At 70.7% G+C, this 16431-nt stretch carries 22 protein-coding genes; 9 read left to right on the top strand and 13 right to left on the bottom strand.

From position 1 onward, the window contains the following. Positions 1 to 5: 5 nt before the first annotated feature. The 7 genes from G401_RS0110940 to G401_RS44805 form a co-directional block, all read right to left on the bottom strand. Entirely contained in the window at positions 6 to 1226 is a 1221-nt protein-coding gene (locus tag G401_RS0110940) for a hypothetical protein (protein ID WP_027342552.1), read from the bottom strand. Beyond that, positions 1223 to 1900 (bottom strand): SigE family RNA polymerase sigma factor, encoded by a 678-nt coding sequence (locus G401_RS44810; RefSeq protein WP_034591244.1) that lies wholly within the window; start codon positions 1898 to 1900, stop codon positions 1223 to 1225. Before G401_RS44810 ends, G401_RS0110940 begins: the two co-directional genes overlap by 4 nt. A 120-nt stretch (positions 1901 to 2020) precedes the next feature. After that, a complete protein-coding gene (locus G401_RS0110930; RefSeq protein WP_027342551.1) occupies positions 2021 to 2857 on the bottom strand; it encodes a PH domain-containing protein in 837 nt (278 codons plus the stop codon). Positions 2858 to 2875: 18 nt separating this feature from the next. Then, positions 2876 to 3034: a hypothetical protein gene (locus G401_RS56690; protein ID WP_169734171.1), complete on the bottom strand. Its 159-nt coding sequence runs from the start codon at positions 3032 to 3034 to the stop codon at positions 2876 to 2878. A gap of 141 nt (positions 3035 to 3175) precedes the next feature. Further along, positions 3176 to 3832 (bottom strand): DUF6758 family protein, encoded by a 657-nt coding sequence (locus G401_RS0110920; RefSeq protein ID WP_051366472.1) that lies wholly within the window; start codon positions 3830 to 3832, stop codon positions 3176 to 3178. Between the two features lie 68 nt (positions 3833 to 3900). Further along, a complete protein-coding gene (locus tag G401_RS0110915; protein WP_034591242.1) occupies positions 3901 to 4638 on the bottom strand; it encodes a TrmH family RNA methyltransferase in 738 nt (245 codons plus the stop codon). Next, positions 4635 to 5147, bottom strand: coding sequence for a hypothetical protein (locus G401_RS44805; protein WP_051366471.1), 513 nt, complete (start codon positions 5145 to 5147; stop codon positions 4635 to 4637). The genes G401_RS0110915 and G401_RS44805 overlap by 4 nt, the downstream gene beginning before the upstream one ends. A 269-nt stretch (positions 5148 to 5416) precedes the next feature. Between G401_RS44805 and G401_RS0110905 the strand changes: the two genes are divergently transcribed. From G401_RS0110905 to G401_RS44800, 3 genes are read left to right on the top strand one after another with little or no spacing between them, the layout of a single operon-like run. Further along, entirely contained in the window at positions 5417 to 5881 is a 465-nt protein-coding gene (locus tag G401_RS0110905) for a MaoC family dehydratase (RefSeq protein WP_027342548.1), read from the top strand. Positions 5882 to 5891: 10 nt separating this feature from the next. After that, complete coding sequence (locus tag G401_RS0110900; RefSeq protein WP_027342547.1) at positions 5892 to 6284, top strand: hypothetical protein; 393 nt, start codon at positions 5892 to 5894, stop codon at positions 6282 to 6284. A 45-nt stretch (positions 6285 to 6329) separates the two neighbouring features. Next, positions 6330 to 6695: a DUF3817 domain-containing protein gene (locus tag G401_RS44800; protein WP_051366470.1), complete on the top strand. Its 366-nt coding sequence runs from the start codon at positions 6330 to 6332 to the stop codon at positions 6693 to 6695. A 24-nt stretch (positions 6696 to 6719) separates the two neighbouring features. Here the strand turns inward: G401_RS44800 and trxA are convergent, their stop codons facing one another. Beyond that, on the bottom strand, positions 6720 to 7082 hold the full coding sequence (gene trxA / locus G401_RS0110890; protein ID WP_027342546.1) for a thioredoxin: 363 nt from the start codon (positions 7080 to 7082) through the stop codon (positions 6720 to 6722). A gap of 140 nt (positions 7083 to 7222) precedes the next feature. After that, positions 7223 to 8413 carry an acyl-CoA dehydrogenase family protein gene (locus tag G401_RS0110885; RefSeq protein WP_027342545.1) on the bottom strand — a complete coding sequence of 397 codons (1191 nt, stop codon included), beginning with the start codon at positions 8411 to 8413 and terminating at the stop codon, positions 7223 to 7225. Between the two features lie 211 nt (positions 8414 to 8624). Here G401_RS0110885 and G401_RS0110880 point away from each other — a divergent pair, with 211 nt between their 5' ends. Beyond that, entirely contained in the window at positions 8625 to 9074 is a 450-nt protein-coding gene (locus G401_RS0110880; RefSeq protein ID WP_027342544.1) for a DUF4190 domain-containing protein, read from the top strand. A gap of 154 nt (positions 9075 to 9228) precedes the next feature. Continuing rightward, positions 9229 to 9768, top strand: a complete 540-nt coding sequence (locus G401_RS0110875; protein ID WP_027342543.1) for a DUF4190 domain-containing protein — start codon at positions 9229 to 9231, stop codon at positions 9766 to 9768. Positions 9769 to 9829: 61 nt separating this feature from the next. Here the strand turns inward: G401_RS0110875 and G401_RS0110870 are convergent, their stop codons facing one another. Then, positions 9830 to 10600: an SDR family NAD(P)-dependent oxidoreductase gene (locus G401_RS0110870; RefSeq protein WP_027342542.1), complete on the bottom strand. Its 771-nt coding sequence runs from the start codon at positions 10598 to 10600 to the stop codon at positions 9830 to 9832. A gap of 65 nt (positions 10601 to 10665) precedes the next feature. Here G401_RS0110870 and G401_RS44795 point away from each other — a divergent pair, with 65 nt between their 5' ends. Next, complete coding sequence (locus G401_RS44795) at positions 10666 to 11022, top strand: DUF4190 domain-containing protein (RefSeq protein ID WP_051366468.1); 357 nt, start codon at positions 10666 to 10668, stop codon at positions 11020 to 11022. Here G401_RS44795 and G401_RS0110860 read toward each other — a convergent pair. Continuing rightward, entirely contained in the window at positions 11003 to 11959 is a 957-nt protein-coding gene (locus G401_RS0110860; RefSeq protein WP_027342541.1) for an HpcH/HpaI aldolase/citrate lyase family protein, read from the bottom strand. The genes G401_RS44795 and G401_RS0110860 overlap by 20 nt on opposite strands. A 63-nt stretch (positions 11960 to 12022) precedes the next feature. Here G401_RS0110860 and G401_RS0110855 point away from each other — a divergent pair, with 63 nt between their 5' ends. Continuing rightward, the gene (locus tag G401_RS0110855; protein ID WP_245601684.1) at positions 12023 to 12856 is read left to right on the top strand and encodes an SDR family NAD(P)-dependent oxidoreductase; all 834 of its coding nucleotides are present in this window, start codon (positions 12023 to 12025) and stop codon (positions 12854 to 12856) included. Here G401_RS0110855 and G401_RS0110850 read toward each other — a convergent pair. After that, complete coding sequence (locus G401_RS0110850) at positions 12853 to 13758, bottom strand: DMT family transporter (protein WP_027342539.1); 906 nt, start codon at positions 13756 to 13758, stop codon at positions 12853 to 12855. The genes G401_RS0110855 and G401_RS0110850 overlap by 4 nt on opposite strands. A gap of 193 nt (positions 13759 to 13951) precedes the next feature. Here G401_RS0110850 and G401_RS44790 point away from each other — a divergent pair, with 193 nt between their 5' ends. Both G401_RS44790 and G401_RS0110840 read left to right on the top strand, forming a co-directional pair. Continuing rightward, positions 13952 to 14728 carry an HAD family hydrolase gene (locus tag G401_RS44790; RefSeq protein WP_064741733.1) on the top strand — a complete coding sequence of 259 codons (777 nt, stop codon included), beginning with the start codon at positions 13952 to 13954 and terminating at the stop codon, positions 14726 to 14728. A gap of 73 nt (positions 14729 to 14801) precedes the next feature. Further along, the gene (locus G401_RS0110840) at positions 14802 to 15293 is read left to right on the top strand and encodes a hypothetical protein (protein WP_034591240.1); all 492 of its coding nucleotides are present in this window, start codon (positions 14802 to 14804) and stop codon (positions 15291 to 15293) included. A gap of 51 nt (positions 15294 to 15344) precedes the next feature. On the opposite strand, the gene G401_RS44785 is transcribed toward G401_RS0110840, so the two are convergent. Further along, positions 15345 to 16364 carry a hypothetical protein gene (locus G401_RS44785; RefSeq protein WP_211240718.1) on the bottom strand — a complete coding sequence of 340 codons (1020 nt, stop codon included), beginning with the start codon at positions 16362 to 16364 and terminating at the stop codon, positions 15345 to 15347. Positions 16365 to 16431 lie beyond the last annotated feature (67 nt).

Below are 16431 nucleotides of genomic sequence, written 5' to 3'. Positions count from 1 at the left end.
GCCGGTCATCGCCTGATAGGCACCAGTTCGGCCCCGCCGGGTACGCCGGACGGCAGCGCGATCGGCCGCTGGCCACCGTCCACACCGCACGCGACGTAGCCGTTGTTGGCCCCGACCACGACGGTGTCGGTGGAGATCCACACCGGTGTGGCGGTGCCGTCGGCGGAGCAGCTGGCCACCCAGGTCGGGCCGGCCTTGTGATCCTTGCCGGCGGACGCCACCGACCGGTCGAGGTCGATGATCCACATTCCACCGGGGAACGGGCTCGCGAGGTACCGCCCGTCCGGGGAGACCGCCGCCCGCTCGACACCGCTGCCGAGCAGTTCGTGGCAGCCGGCGTACGCCTGGAGTTTGATCTGGCCCGTCGCGGCGGCGGCCTGGACGAGGCAGGTGGTGCCGCCGGAGCTGACCACGCCGAACGTGTCGAACCGGGGACTGCCGAACAGCTGCACGTAACCGGTGGTGCTGCGATAACCGCCGTTCTGCCGCCAGATCGCGTACCGGCCCCGGTCGGCCGTGGCCAGCAGCACCGACGTCGACACGAACCCGACCGGGATGTCACCGGCGACGACCGTGCTGCTCGCGATGTCCTGCAGCCCGGTGACGGTCAGCTTGGCCAGCCGCAGCGTGGTGCCGGCGACCGCGGCGATCTGCGTACCGTCGGCGTTGACCGTCCAGCGCTCACCACCCGGCAGGAGCTGGACCGCCGTCCCCTGCGTACGCATCAGCCAGAGCCCGCTCTCGTCGCCGGCCAGCCAGCCCAGCCGCGTACGCACCACGGTCAGGTCGGCGCCGTCGACGACCAGGGTGCGCCACTTTCCTTCGGTGGCGTCCCAGAGCCGGTCGCCCACGCGTACGTCCACGAGCATGCCGACCGGCTGGACGGGCGCGGTGAACTCCGACGGTTCGAGGTCGAAGGCGACCTGCGGGTCGCCGGCCATGCCGAGGCCGTGCAGCGGGCTGTCGCGGTCCTCACCGGTCGACCAGGCCCGCAGGCTGACCGCGGCGGTCAGGACGAGCACGAAGACCAGGGTGGCCGCGATTCCGCTGGTGGTCAGGCGGCGGCTGCGGATGCGCTGCGCCCGGCCCACCGCGATGCCCGCGATGTCCTCGGCGAGCGGGATCGCGTCGGCCTGCCGGTCGAACAGGCCGCGCAGCGCCGCGGCCGCGTCGGCCTCGGTGGTGGCCTGTCCGGGAAGGCGCTCCGCGGGACGCACGGCGGTCATCGCCCGTCCCGTGCGGGGACTGCGATCCGCGGCCGGGGCTTGCGGCCGACCGGATTCTCCTCGAACTTGTCCGCGCGGACCGGTTCGGGCACCACGGCGTCGGCCGGACGCGGGCGCGGGGTCGCCACCCGGGGCTTGGCCGGGCGCGCGGAAGTCTCGGCGGGCGCCGCCGGTCCGGTGATCCCCGGGACCTGGACACCCTCAGCCGTGAGCCGTTGCCGCAGCGTGCCGAGCGCCCGGGAGGTCTGGCTCTTGACGGTCCCCGGCGAGATGTTGAGCAGTTCGGCGGTCTGTGCCTCTGACATGTCCTCGTAGAAACGCAGAACGAGCACGGCGCGTTGTCGTGCCGGCAGAGCTTTGACATGTTTCCAGAGAAGATCTCGGTCGAGCTGCTCCTCGGTGGCGTCGCTGATCGCCCGCTCGGGCAGGAACTCGGTCGGCCGTTCGCCGTGCCAGCGCCGACGCCACCACGAGGTCGCCGTGTTGACCAGCACGCGGCGGGCGTACGGCTCGACGGCCTCGATCTCGCCCAGCCGCTTCCAGGCCAGGTAGGTCTTGGTCAACGCCGTCTGCAGGAGGTCCTCGGCCGTGGCCCAGTCGCCCGCCAGCAGGTACGCGCTACGCAGGAGGGCGCCGGAGCGAGCCGCGACGAACTCGCGGAACTCGTCCTCCATTCCCGACCGACCGGCCAACTGACGTCACCCGCCTCCCCGCATTGTGGAAGACAGGCTGTCACATACGTGGCCGCGTATCCAGAGTCCGAATGGATGTTTACCGGTGGAGTAACGACGGGACTACGCTTCGTCCTCGGCGTCCCGGCCCAGCCGCGCCTCGACCGCCGCCGGCTCGTACATCTCCTCGACCACCCGCAGGTACAGCTCGTTCGGGTTCGGCAGGTGCTTGACCTCGCGCAACGCCTGATCCTGGCCGGCCGACTCGAGCACGAACGTGCCGTAGTTGAGCATGCGGCCGAGCGGGGACTGCTCGTACTTCATGTCGGTGACGCGCAGCAGTGGCATCATTGCGACATTCCGCGTGATGAGTCCGCGCACGACCATGACCCGCTTGTTGGTCAGGATGAAGCGGTCGTAGTACCAGTCCGCCACGCTCCAGGCGACCCAGCCCATGACCAGCGCGTAGATGACCACCGCGACGACGCTGAGGCTGCCGAGGTTCTGGTGCGCCAGGAACCCGGTCAGGTAGCCGAGCGCGAGGGTGGCGACCGCACCCACCAGAACCTGGTTGGTCAGGTGGATCCAGTGTTTGCGCCATTCCCCGCGATACCGCTCCGTCGGGAACAGGTAGCGCGCGACCAGCGAACTCGGCTCGTCCTCCAGCGGCAGTACGCGCCGCGGCCCGGCCGAGTTCGCGGTGGCGTTGCTCAGCCCCGCGAGCTCGTCGGCCGAGATGAATTCGTCGGGCGGGACGTAGCCACCACCGCTGGACCCGGAGCCGGTCGAACCGCCGCCCGCCGCGGCCGCGCCCACGTGGGCCCGGCCGATGAAGGCGGTGTCGTCATCGGACGCCCGAGCCGATTCCCCACGCGTACGCGGGATCGGCTCGGTGTCGTGGTCACGACGGCCCGGTTCGTCATCCGGGCCTTCCGGCTCGTCGTCAAATGGCCCAGCCATGGGGGTGCGCCCGCCCTATCAGGCGACGAGGCTGGAGAAGAAGTCGCCGAAACCCTGGGCGATGTCCATGATGGTGCTGCCCAAGGACTTCACCACGTTTGCCGCCGAGTCGGGACGGAAAGCCACGAAGAAGATCAGGAAGGCAATCCCGCCCCAGACGAGGATCTTCTTGACCATGGTGGGCCACTCCCCCTCCGCCGCGGCATCCAGTCGCCGCGATGCAACTTAGCGTAGCAGTTACCAGGTCCTCAGTGAATCATTCGCCGACAACCTGGCCTGACGCGCCACTAAAGCAAAACCCGCAGGTCAGGCCATGATTCAGAACTTGCCTAGCAGGTAGGGCGATATGGCGCCGTAAACAAGTCCACCCGGGACCCAATCACTCAAGTCATGCAGCGTGACGTCCTCGGCCAGGAGATATCCGGCCGGTGCCGGCCACGCGACCGTCCACAGCCAACGGCCGTGCGCTTCCCCCACGTACGCGCTGCGGTCCTCGGGCGTGTCGAGTGCCCACATCGGAGCCGGGTGGCCCGCCGCGCGTACCTTCGCGTGGGCCGTCGTGGAGGCGGCGAGGTCGGCGATGCTCGGCCCGGGATCGGTCCCCGGCCGGCCCGCGAAGCGAACGCCCAGGCCGACGCCGGGGTCCTCGGCGATGAAGAGGATGTCGGCGGGGCCGGAGATCAGCGAGGCCGGCCCGGTGCACGCGACGACCGAGGCGACCACTCCGGTCCGGTCGTCGCCGACCCAGCCGACGCCGGTGACCATCCAGCCGAGCGGCAGCGGCCACGGGCACCAGACGGGGAACTCCTGGCCGGCCGCCCGCTCGGCGGCGCCCCGGACGATCTCCGGGCCGATGTGCTCGGCCACGTGCAACGGCAGGACCGGCCCGCACTGGTGGCATTGCCAATGGGAGCGTACGAGGTCCGGCGGTCGCACCGGGCCACCGCAGCGGGGGCAGGACACCGCTACCGCCATGCGTTCACACTCCCCCGGGTGGGTACGCCCGTCAAGGTCGCGGCGGGCATATGACCGAAATGCGGGTATTAGGACATCCAATGGAAGAGCGCCATGGCGACGCTGGTCGCCAGGTTGTAGCTGGACACCTGCGGCCGCATCGGCAGCGCCACCAGGTGGTCCGCCCGGGACTTCAGCGCCGCCGACAGCCCGTGGCGCTCCGAACCGAAGGCGAGCAGGGCACCCGGCGGCACCGGCACCGAGCGCACGTCCGCGCCCGCCGGGTCGAAGGCCAGGATCGGGCCGGCGGGCAGGTCGTCGAGGTCCGCCGCCGCCACGGCGGTCGCGTAATGCAGGCCCGCCGCCGCGCGTACGACGGTGGGGTGCCAGGGGTCGAGCGGCCCGGTGGTGACGACGCCCGCGGCCCCCGCGCCCGCCGCCAGCCGGATCACCGCGCCCACGTTGCCCAGGTTGCGCGGTTCCTCCAGGAGCACGACGGGCGCCGCGCGATCCGCGGCGAGTCCCGTCGCGGGCCGGTCGGCGAGCGCCGCGACCCCGGTGGGGTGCAGCCGGGGGACGAGCAGGCGGAGCTGGTCGGCCGGTACCGGCGCGAGCAGCACGTCCAGGTCCGTGAGCAGGTCCGGGGCGAGGGAGGCCGCCAGCTCCAGCACCGCGGGCTTGTCGGCCGCCAGGGCCACCCGGATGTACGCGTCGAAGCGCAGCGCGTGCTTGAGCGCGTGGAAGCCGTCCAGCAACACGACGCCGGGGTCGTCCCCGGCGTCGCGCCACAGTCGCAGTTCTTCCCCCGAGGGCCGCGTCGTCCTCAAGGCCGCAGGGCCCGGTCCAGGTCCACGAGGAACGTGTGCTCGGCGTCGCTGATCAGCGAGCCGCCCAGACCGAACACCCCGCCGGTACGCGAGGCGCCGCAGACGCGTGCGGCGATGTTCTGCAGCCACTGCCCGTACGCCGCCGCGTCGGCGGGGTCGGCCCGCCGGGTGAGGGTCAGGCTGGCTGCGCGACAGGTCACGAGGACCTCGGTGATGCCGGCGTGGCGGTCCCGGAACTGCTCCGCCGTGGGCGGGTCGGGATCCAGTTCGGCGTAGATGGCGGCGACCACCGCGCGAACGAGGTCGGAGTCCGAGACGGCTCCGGCCGCGATGGCGTCTATGCCGGCGAGACCTTCGGCGACCGTACGCTGGTCGCTGTCGGGCTCGGCCGACGTCGCGGCGATCATGACTTTGGCGGGCAGCCGGGTGAGCAGATCCCACTCCTCCGGCTCGAAGGCGATCGGCGGAGCGGAACGTAACCGCTGGCCAGCCCCGGATTGGCTCGGCATGGCGACCTCCTACAGGCCAGCATATGCCCGCCGCGGCCCGGCGCACCTCGATGCGCTGGAAAGGGTTCACTCACACCGCGACTCAGACACGGACGGTCACCGTCCATGATCTGTCTGCTCTGTGACCGGGGTCTCTTGGCCGATCCTCTATACAGTTCACGCAACATTCCGGCAAAATCATTTCTCAAGAGCGTGGGCGGCGGGTGCTAAGAGCCTCGCCGCTCATTGCGTTCCCCGGGACATCGTCGTCTCCGCGCAGGGAGTTACAGATGCAGTTCGGTCGGTACTTCGAGGAGTTCGAGGTCGGGGCGGTCTACAAGCACTGGCCCGGAAAGACCGTCACGGAATACGACGACCACCTGTTCTGCCTGCTGACGATGAACCATCACCCGCTGCACCTCGACGCGCACTACGCGCAGACGCAGACGGCCTTCGGCAAGAACGTCGTGGTCGGCAACTACATCTACTCGCTGCTGCTGGGGATGTCGGTGCCGGACGTCAGCGGCAAGGCGATCGCCAACCTCGAGGTCGAGTCGCTGCGGCACGTCGCGCCGACCTTCCACGGCGACACCATCTACGGCGAGACGACCGTGCTGGACAAGCGCGAGTCGGAGTCGAAGCCCGACCGGGGCGTGGTGACCGTCGAGACCCGCGGCTACAACCAGGACGGCACGATGGTCTGCATCTTCAAGCGCCGGGTGATGGTGCCGAAGACCCCGGTCCCGGCCGAGTAGTCTCGGGGGCGTGCGACCCCTGCTCACCCCCGCCTGGCTCGGCCGGCACGCGCTCGCGTTCGTGCTCGTCCTGGCCTGTGCCGGGCTCGCCTGGTGGCAGACGACCCGGGCGATGGGCGGCAACCTGCTCAGCTACGGGTACGCGCTGCTCTGGCCGGTGTTCGGCGTCTTCGTGATCCTCATCTGGCTGCGGGAGGCCCGGCTCGCGCTGGGACGCGTACCGAAGGCGGGCCCGGTGGCGCCACGGGAGGGATTCGGCCGGCCGGTCGTCGCCCCCCGGCCGGTGACTCCGGCCACCGCGACCGGCCCGGACGACGACGATCCGCGGCTGGCGGAGTACAACCGACTACTGGCATGGCTGGCCGCGAACCCCGGCGCCCGGCCGGCCGACTTCCCCGGCTGACCTTTCCCGGACCGGGCTTCCCGGCCCCGACACGCGGAGTTGCTCATGAACGGCGCACACACCCGGTACCGCATCGCCGCGTACGTCGTCGGCGTGATGCTCGTGCTGCTCGTCCTGGTCGCCATGCCTATCAAGTACTTCGGCGACAACGCCGTACCGGTGCAGGTCATCGGCACGGCCCACGGCTGGCTGTTCGCCGGCTACCTGGCGCTGACGTTCGACCTCGCCCGGCGTACGAACTGGCCGCTGCGGCGCACGCTCGGCGTGATGGTCTCGGGGACCATCCCGTTCCTGTCGTTCGTGGTCGAGCGCAAGGTCGACAAGTGGCTGGCCGCCGACGGCGCGAAGACCGCCGCGGACACGAAGACGGGGGCCGCCGAAGCAGCCCCCGTCGAGCACGCCGACGCGTGATCCGAGTCTGTTGGGGAGTTTGGCCTACGCCTGAGCGGCGATCTGCTCGCGGACCATGTCCATGTCGAGCTCCTGCACCTTGGTGATGAGCTCCTCCAGGGCCGCGCCCGGCAGCGCGCCGGGCTGCGCGAAGACGATCACGCCGTCGCGAACCGCCCAGATGGTGGGGATCGAGCTGATGCCGTACTTCATGGCGAGGTCCTGGTTCGCCTCGGTGTCCACCTTCGCGAAGGTGATGTCCGGGTACTTCTGGGAGGCCGCGTCGAACACCGGCGCGAACCGCATGCAGGGCCCGCACCAGCTCGCCCAGAAGTCCACCAGCACGATGCCCTCGTCCTTGGTGGTGATCTCGTCGAAATTGGCGGCGGTCAAAGCCACGGTCGCCATGTCACGCTCCGATTCGTCAGCGATTGCGCAATGGGTCTTCGTCGATGCTCAACGCCTGCCCGGGCGATCGCATTCCCGGCCGGTCGTCCCCGGGCCGGTGGTTCAGCTCACCCTATCCCCCGCCGCACCGGGCGCCCGGATCAGGCGCGGTACTCCTTGAGCAGGCCACGCGAGATGATCGTCTTCTGGATCTCGCTCGTGCCCTCGCCGATGAGCAGGAACGGCGCCTCCCGCATCAGCCGCTCGATCTCGTACTCCTTGGAGTAGCCGTAGCCGCCGTGGATGCGGAACGACTCCTGCACGACCTCAGCGCAGTACTCGCTGGCCAGCAGCTTCGCCATGCCGGCCTCGACGTCGTTGCGCTGGCCGGAGTCCTTCAGCCGGGCCGCGTTGACCATGAGCGCGTGCGAAGCTTCGATCTTGGTACCCATCTCGGCCAGCTTGAACGCCACCGCCTGGTGCTCCGCGATCGCCTTGCCGAACGTGCGCCGCTGCTGCGCGTACGCGACGGCCAGCTCGAACGCGCGCAGCGAGATGCCGCAGGCCCGGGCGGCGACGTTGACCCGGCCGACCTCGATGCCGTCCATCATCTGGTAGAAGCCCTTGCCGATCTCGCCGCCGAGCACAGCCGACGCGGGCACCCGGTGGTCGGCGAGGACCATCTCGGTCGTCTCGACGCCCTTGTAGCCCATCTTCTCGATCTTGCCGGGGATGGTCAGGCCGGGCGCGGTCTCGCCGAAGCCGGGCTCCTTCTCCAGCAGGAAGGTGGTCATGTTGCCGTACACGGTCGGGGCGCCGGTCTCGGTCTTGACGAGGGTCGCCACCACGCCGGCGTAGCCGCCGTTGGTCAGCCACATCTTCTGGCCGTTGAGCACGTATCCGTCGCCGTCGGGGACCGCCCGCGTCTTGATCGCCGAGACGTCCGACCCGCATTCGGGCTCCGACATGGAGAACGCCCCGCGCAGCTCGCCGGTCGCCATCCGGGGCAGCAGGCGCTGCTTCTGCTCGGGCGTACCGTGCTGGGCCACCAGGTACGCGACGATGAAGTGGGTGTTGACGATGCCGCTGATCGACATCCAGCCGCGCGACAGCTGCTCGACGACGAGGGCGTAGGTCAGCAGCGACTCGCCGAGCCCGCCGAACTCCTCGGGGATCATGAGCCCGAACAGGCCCATCTCCCGCATCCCATCGACGATCTCTGTCGGATATGTGTCATCGTGCTCCAGCCGCTGCGCCCGCGGAATGATCTCTTTGTCGGCGAACTCCCGCACGGTGTCGAGGATCGATTCCTGAACGTCGGTGAGGCCGTGCGTACGGGCGAGGCGGGGCATGCGTACCCTCCGGGTGAGTTTGTTACTTAACGGTCACTCAGGTTGCTTGAGTATCTCGCGGGAATCGATCCGCCGAGAAGGTGGGACGAGCCCTTTACCTCTGTGAAAAGCTTCACCCCGTCTAGTACCCTGCGCCAGTACGCCACCCCGGAGGGCTGCCCGCCGCGAGAGCGGCCCGGGCGGGCTCGTTCGAGAATCACAGGAGCCGACGATGACCTATCCGCCGCCGGGCAACCCTGACCCCTACGGTCAGCAGCCCCCGTACGGTCAGCAGCCCGACCCGTACAACCCTTACGGCACGCAGCCGGGTTCCCCGGCCGCGCCGCAGTACGGCGCCCAGCAGCCGGCTCCTTACGGCCAGCCCGCGCCCTACGGTCAGCCGTACGCGGCGGCCCCGGCCACCCAGCAGAACTCCATGGCCCTGGTCTCCATGATCCTGTCCCTCGTGGGCCTGCTCTTCTGGATCACGGCGCCCATCGGCGCGATCCTCGGCCACGTCGCGCTCAAGCAGATCCGGCAGACCGGTGAGCAGGGCGAAGGCATGGCCAAGGCCGGCATCATCATCGGCTGGATCATCACCGGTCTGGGGATCATCGCCTGCTGCGGCTGGTTCGTCTTCGTCATCGCCCTCGCCAACAACACGTCCTCGACGACCTACTGACCCGCACGTGGGGCCAGGGGCCACCGAGCAGCGCCCACCAGCGGGCGTGGCCTCGCGCCGCGCCCGTTGGACGCGTTCGTAGTATGAAGATCGACAGTGCCGCCGGACGGATGCTGGCACACCTCCGGCGTGCACCGGAAAGGAAGGACTTCGCGTGACCTATCCGCCGCCGCCCGGCAACCCGGACCCGTACGGTCAACAGCCGGCCCACGACCCCTACTCCGCGCCGCAGCCGCCGGCCGCCGATCCCTACGGCGCACCCCAGCCTCCGGCCGCGCCGCAGAACCCGTACGACCCGTACGCGCAGCAGCAGCCGCCCGCTCCGCAGTACGGCCAGCAGCCGGTCAGCCCCTACGGCGCCACGCCGCAGTACCCGGCGTACGGCGCGCCGATGGCCGACCCGAACAAGAACAACGGGCTCGCGATCGGCTCCATGGCCACCGGTATCGGCAGCATCCTGCTGGCCTGCTGCTGCGGCGTACTCGGCCTGCTGGCCGGCGTCGTGGCCGTGGTCCTCGGCATCATCGCCAACAAGCAGATCTCCGAGCGCGGCGGCCAGGGCAAGGGCATGGCGCTCGCCGGCATCATCACCGGCGGTGTGGGCATCCTGATCGCCCTCGCGCTGATCATCTGGGCGCTGTCGGGCGGTCAGCAGTCGCTGATCAACGACATCGTCAACAGCAGCAACAGCTGAGCCACGGGCTCCGAACGGCCCGCCGGATCCCGGCGGGCCGTTTCCGTGTCCGGCCGCCGGATCAGAAGGCCGCCTGGCGCACGCTGTTGCCGCCGTCGATGACCAGGATCTGACCGGTGATGTAGGACGACGCCGGGGAGACGAGGAACGCGATGGCCCCGGCCACCTCGTCGGGCGTACCCGGGCGGCCCATCGGCGAGCCGTAGCCCTGCTTGAGCTCCACCAGGGTCGAGGCCGACGTGTGGATCAAGCCGGGCGCGACCGCGTTGACCGTCACGCCATCGGCGATCAGCTCCATCGCCAGCGCCCGGGTCAGGCCGAGCACGCCCGCCTTCGCCGCCGCGTACGCGGCCTCGGCCGGCAGGGCGTTGACGGGACCGGCGGTGGCCGACAGGTTGACGATGCGACCCCAGCCGCGCTCCGCCATGCCGTCGCCGAACGCCCGGCTGCACAGGAACGCGGTGGTCAGGTTCCGGTCGATCTCGGTACGCCACTCCTCCGCCGACAGCTGGGCGACCGGCCGGATGACCTCCGGCGAGGCCCGGCTCGCGAGGCCGGCGTTGTTGACCAGGATGTCGACCTCGCCGAGCTGATCGCGTACGGCGTCGGTGAGCGCGGCGACCTCGGCCTCGTCGGTGAGGTCGGCCACGAAGCCGGTGACGCCGAGTTCCGTGGCACGCTCGTGGATGCGCCGGGTCGTCGACACGATCGCCACCTTGGCGCCCTGCCGGCGCAGCAGGCGGGCCGTCGCGAAGCCGATGCCATAGGGGCTGCCCGCGCCGGTGACCAGCGCGACCTTGCCATCGAGCGAGAACAGGTCCGGAGTATCCATACCTCGCATACTCGTCCACGCTCACCAGCCCGGCAACGGTGGCCCCCAGGTTTTACCCTGCGGGCATGACGACCCCGCAGCCCTCGCCCTACGGACCGCCGTACGTCCCGGTGCCCGGCCGGCCGACGAACGGCCTGGCCATCGGCGCCCTGATCACATCGATCGCGTGCTTCTTCATCTGCCTGCCGGCCGGGATCGCGGGTGCGATCATGGGCCACGTCGCCCGCCGCCAGATCCGCGAGCGCGGCGAGGACGGCGACGGGCTGGCGCTGGCCGCGATCATCCTGGGCTGGGTCGGCTTCGTGCTGATGCTCGCCGTGGTCCTGCTGTTCGTGGCCTTCTTCGTGTGGGGCGTGGCGGTCTTCCCCAGCGACCCGGGGCCGACCTACGACGGGACCGTGTTCAGCTCGCCGGCGGGGTGAAGGCCGAGGTCCTGGCCATTCCGGCGGCCCGGCCCTTGCCCGCGATGACGAGCGCCATCTTCCGGGACGCCTCGTCGATCATCTCGTCGCCGAGCATCACCGCGCCGAGCCGGCCACCGGCCTCCGACGTCCAGTGCGCGTACGCGTCGAGGATCAGCTCGGCGTGGTCGTAGTCGGCCTGCGAAGGCGAGTAGACCTCGTTGGCGGCGTCGATCTGGCCGGGGTGCAGGACCCACTTGCCGTCGAAGCCGAGCGCGGCCGACCGCTTGGCCACCTCGCGGAAGGCGTCGACGTCGCGGATCTGCAGGAAGGGACCGTCGATCGCCTGCTTGTCGTGCATGCGGGCGGCCATCAGGATGCGCATGAGGATGTAGTGGTACGGGTCGCCGGGGTAGTCCGGCAGCAGCGCGCCGACCACGAGCGACTTCATGTTGATGCTGGCCATGAAGTCGGCCGGGCCGAAGATGACGGTCTCGACGCGGGGCGAGGCGGCCGCGATGGCGTCCACGTTGACCAGCCCGGCGGCGTTCTCGATCTGCGCCTCGATGCCGATCGAGCCGACCTCGAGCCCGGTCGTCTTCTCGATCTGCGTCAGCAGCAGGTCCAGCCACTGCACCTGGGCGGCGTCCTGCACCTTCGGCAGCATGATGCAGTCCAGGTTCGCGCCGGCGCCCTCGACGACCTCGATCACGTCCCGGTAGGTCCACGGCGTGGTGAGGTCGTTGACGCGGACGACCCGGGTCTTGCCGGCCCAGCCGCCCTCGTTGAGCGCCGCCACGATGTTCTTGCGGGCCTCGGGCTTGGCCAGCGGCGCCACCGCGTCCTCCAGGTCGAGGAAGACCTGATCCGCGGGCAGACCCTTCGCCTTGTCCAGCATCTTCACGCTGGAACCCGGAACCGCCAGGCATGACCTGCGGGGACGACCGATGGCACCCATGCGCACTCCTCGACGCGAAACCTGAGCAACCGTTCAGTAACTTCGACAAGGTAACCTTCCGGCGTGCCCGAGGAGAACGCAACTGTGGAAGATCTCACCGCCGTCGTCACCGGGGCCAGCTCCGGCATCGGCCGCGCGGCCGCCGTCGAGCTCGCCCGGCGCGGATGGCGGGTCGCCCTGGTCGGCCGGGATCCGGCCCGTCTCGACGCGGCCTTCTCGGCGGTACGCGACGCCGCGACCGGCCCCGCGCCGCTGACCGTCCGGGCCGACTTCACCTCGTTCGCCTCGGTACGCGAAGCCGCCGCCGAACTGTCGAAGCTGGACGGGATCGGCGTACTGGCGAACAACGCCGGGGCGGTGTCGCGGGGCCGGCACACCACGGCCGACGGCCACGAGGTGACGATCCAGACGAACCATCTGTCGCCGTTCCTGCTGAGCGTGCTGCTGCGCGACCGATTCCGGCCGGGTGCCCGGATCATCACGACCGCCTCGATGGCGCACTCGTGGGGCACGCTCGATCCCACCGACTTCGATCGGGCCGGCGGCGTGTACAGCGCGTGGCTGGCGTACGGTGCGTCGAAATCGGCCAACATCGCGTTCGCCGCGGAGGCCGCCCGGCGCTGGCCCGACCTGCTGTCGTTCTCGTTCCACCCGGGTGTCGTGAAGTCCAACTTCGGTACGCCGGCCGCCCGCCTGTTCTACAGGATCGCACCTGGTCTGTCCACACCGGAGCAGGGCGCGGACACGCTCGTCTACCTGGCCACGGCACCGGCCGGTGAACTGGTCAACGGGGCGTACTACGACAACCGGAAGGTCGCGATGCCGAAGGCGTACCTGACCGATCCGGCGTTCCAGGCCAAGGTCTGGGAGCGGTCCTTGGAGATCACACAGCCCTAGGGCTCGGGGTTGGCCGTGATCGGACGCCGGTCGCGGGCCGATCCCAGGATGACGAAGGCCACGCCGCTCACGAGGATCGCGATGCCGAGCCAGGCCAGCGGCGTCGGCCGCTGGTGCAGCCAGACCCAGCTGATCAGGGCCGCCCCGGGCACCTCCAGCATCACCAGCACGCTCACCGCCGTCGCCGACACCTCGTGCAGCGAGTAGTTCAGCATCGAGTGGCCGAGCAGCTGCGTACCGATGGTCAGGCCGATGATCGCGAGCCACACGCTCCCCGCGTACCCGTGCAGGGGGACGCCGGACACGACGCAGCCGAGGCCGAGCACGAGCGCGCAGACCCCGTAGCAGATGGTGGTGTAGCTGGTGGTGCTCGCGCGGCGGCGGGCGCGCTCGCCGAGGACGGTGTAGACCGCGGCGAAGAAGCCGCCGGCGACCGCGAGCAGGTCGCCGAGGAGGGCCTGCGACGAGCCGCCGCCGAGGTCGGCACCGGTGGCCACGATGACGCCGGCCACCGACGCGATGATGCCGATCCAGGTGCCGCGGCCGAGGCGGCTGCCGAGGACGACGGCGATCAGGCCGACCCAGACGGGCTCCGCGGCACCCAGCGCGGTGGCGGTCGCGACCTTGGTGAGCTGTGCCGCGGCCATCCAGGTCGCGAAGTGCGCGGCCAGCGCGACGCCGGCCAGCACGCTCCAACGGATCTCCCGGTCCCGCCGGAGAGCGGTGATCTCGGCCCGCCGGGTGAGCGCCGCCGCCGGGGCGAGGACGGTCGTGGCGATGGCGTTGCGCCAGAACGCGAGGGCGAGCGCCGGTGCGGCCGCGTACGCGATCAGCGGCCCGGAGGTGGAGATCGCGAACACGGCGATGCCGAGGGCCAGGGCCGTACGGAGGCTGATCTTCACGCGACGGAGGGTAGCGTCCGGGCCGGTGAACCGGCGACCGCCTCCCGCCGAGCGCGCAGCGTGACCGTGGCACAACGGTCGGCGATTCGGATGATGCACGACGCGTGATCACCTGGCTACGCTCGGACAGTCCGCTGCAACTTGCATATTTTCACCGGCACAGCTCCGGGTACGCGTGTGGGGGAACTGAAGAGTGGTCGCATCCGAGCGCGCTGTCCTGTTCGACTTCTTCGGCACGCTGACGCACGCGTGCGTACGCGGCCGCGGTCACGAGCGGGTCGCCCGCATCCTCGGTTGTCCCCTGCCGGACCTCGTCGCCGTGCTCGACGCGTCGTTCTATCCGCGCAGCCGGGGCGCGTTCGGCGGCCCGATCAACACCCTGCGGTGGATCGCGGAGCAGCTCGGCCTGCGCGTGAGCGACGCCCGGCTGAGAGCCGCCCATCAGGCGCGGATCGTGGCACTGCGGGACGACACCGTCATCCGGGCGGAGGCGGCACCGGCGCTGCGCCTGCTCCGGTCGGCCGGTTACAAGATCGCCGTGGTCAGCGACTGCGGGTACGAACTGCCGGAGATCCTGCCGATGCTGCCGATCGGGAGGCTGGTGGACACCGCCATCTACTCCGTCCACATGGGCGTCTGCAAGCCGCATCCGGACATGTACCAGGCCGCCTTCGCCGCGCTGTGGGCCGACCCGCGGCGCAGTGTCTACATAGGCGACGGCGGTTCGCGGGAGCTGACCGGCGCGACCTCGTTCGGGGTGAACGCGATCCGTCTGGGCGCTCCCGACCTCGCGGGACACCTCGTCTTCCGGTCCGACGAGGAGTTCCGCGGGCCGGTGGCGATGTCACTCACCGACATCGCCACCGGAATCGTCCACGCGGGCTCCACGGCGTCGTACGTCGAGGAGCTGTCCGGCCCGCCGGTGGCGCTGCTCGACGGGTTGGACCCCGTCCCGGCCGGCGTACGCTGACGATCCGCCCGCGACCACCCGGTCCGCGAACCGCGTGGCGTGTGAGCATCGCGTGGTGTGTGAGGATGAGGACATGCATCCGCTCGTCGAGGAAGCCGCCAAGAAGGCCGCCGTCGCGTGGCTCGGGTTCGGCGACGGCCCCGCGTACGCGGTCTGGTGCATGCCCCTCGACGGCAAGCTGTACATCGTCACCGGCCCGGGTGAGCAGGACGTCCCCGGGCTCGTCGACGCGGTCGAGGCCGGCCTGCCGGCGCGGCTGACCCTGCGCGGCGATCACGGGGGCAGCATCGTCACCTTCACCGCCGAACCGCGCGGGCTGCACGGCAACGACACCGAGTGGGAGACCGTCGCCCCGCAGCTGGCCGGCAAGCGGCTCAACGCGATCGGCACCACCGACGAAGTGGTGGCCCGCTGGGCGGCCGAGTGCATGATCGTCGCGATCACGCCGGTCGCCCCGCTCGCCGAGCTCGACGCCACCACGGCCGCCGCTCCCCCGCGGCCTACCCCGGCGACCAGGGAAACGCGCCGCCCGTTCCGGCTGCACCGCGTACGCGGAGCGCGCTGAATCCCTACCGGTGGCGGGTCCCCGGCGGCGAATGATGCACGGGACGGACCCTCAGTCCGAGCTGACCGAGCCCGGGCTCACCGGGACGACGGATCGCTTCTCCACCACCGATCCCAGCAGGTGCAGTTCGATGACGTCGTAGAGGATCTGCTGCGCGTACGGGTCGTCGTCGGCGAGGTCGCGGCCGTCGGCCCGGGCCACGACGCAGTAGACGAGGAAGTGCCCCCGGTAGTCCCAGCCGAGATGCGTCGACGACAGCGCCAGCGCCCGGGTCGCACCGGTCGGCACGTAGCCCTTGAACCGGCCCTGCTTCGCGTCCACGACCGAGTGGATCCGCTCGTACGCGCCCTTCGCCGCCCCCGAGTCGGCCAGGTTCACGATCCCGCCCGTGGCCAGGTACGCCTTCGTCGGCGACCGCAGTGTGGCCCGGACGACCTGCGTACAGCCGGCCGCCAGCAGGGGTGCGAGGCGACCGTCGGCCACCGAGGCGCAGTTCCGGACCGCCTGTACGCCGATCACCTGGTACCCCGGCTCACCCGGCTTGATCGTGATCACCTTGCGGCCGAACACCTCGGACGCGGTCAGCGGGGCGGGATCGGCCAGCCGGGACGTGATGTCGCGGGGCAGCGCCGTCGGCACCACCGGTACGCCCTGCGCGGCCGCACTCGTCCCGGCCCGCTCGTCGCGCAGGATCTGCCAGCTGCCGAAGCCGCACACGATGAGCAGGACGACCGCCGCGGTCGCCGCGAGGCTCGCCTTCAGCCAGGCCGCCTGATGCGTACCGAGCACGAGCGGGGTCGGCTGCAGGAGGAGATCGCGCGGGCGTGCGGACACCCCGCGGGAACGCCGCCGAACCGGGCGGACTCCGCCGACCGGGCGCGCCGGACCGGAATCGGCGTGGCGAGTCGGGCTGTCGGCGTGGCGGGTCGGGCCGTCGGCGTGGCGGATCGGGCCGTCGGCGTGGCGGGCTCGGCGTACCGGGCGGCCGGTATCACCACCGGCGACCCGTCGAGCGGTTCTGAGGGGCGACTCCCCGTCCGGGCTGGTCCCGGCGTACCTATGCGCACCCATGACCGACCACCCTAATCGGGCGCACCGGCACGAAGCGCTAGACTCGCGCGAAATACCCCAGTAGTGT

Origin of the sequence: Hamadaea tsunoensis DSM 44101, assembly GCF_000428945.1 — a bacterium.
Lineage (GTDB): Bacteria > Actinomycetota > Actinomycetes > Mycobacteriales > Micromonosporaceae > Hamadaea > Hamadaea tsunoensis.
The sequence above is the reverse complement of the archived record's forward strand: the minus strand, read 5'-3'. Positions and strand labels throughout refer to the sequence as shown.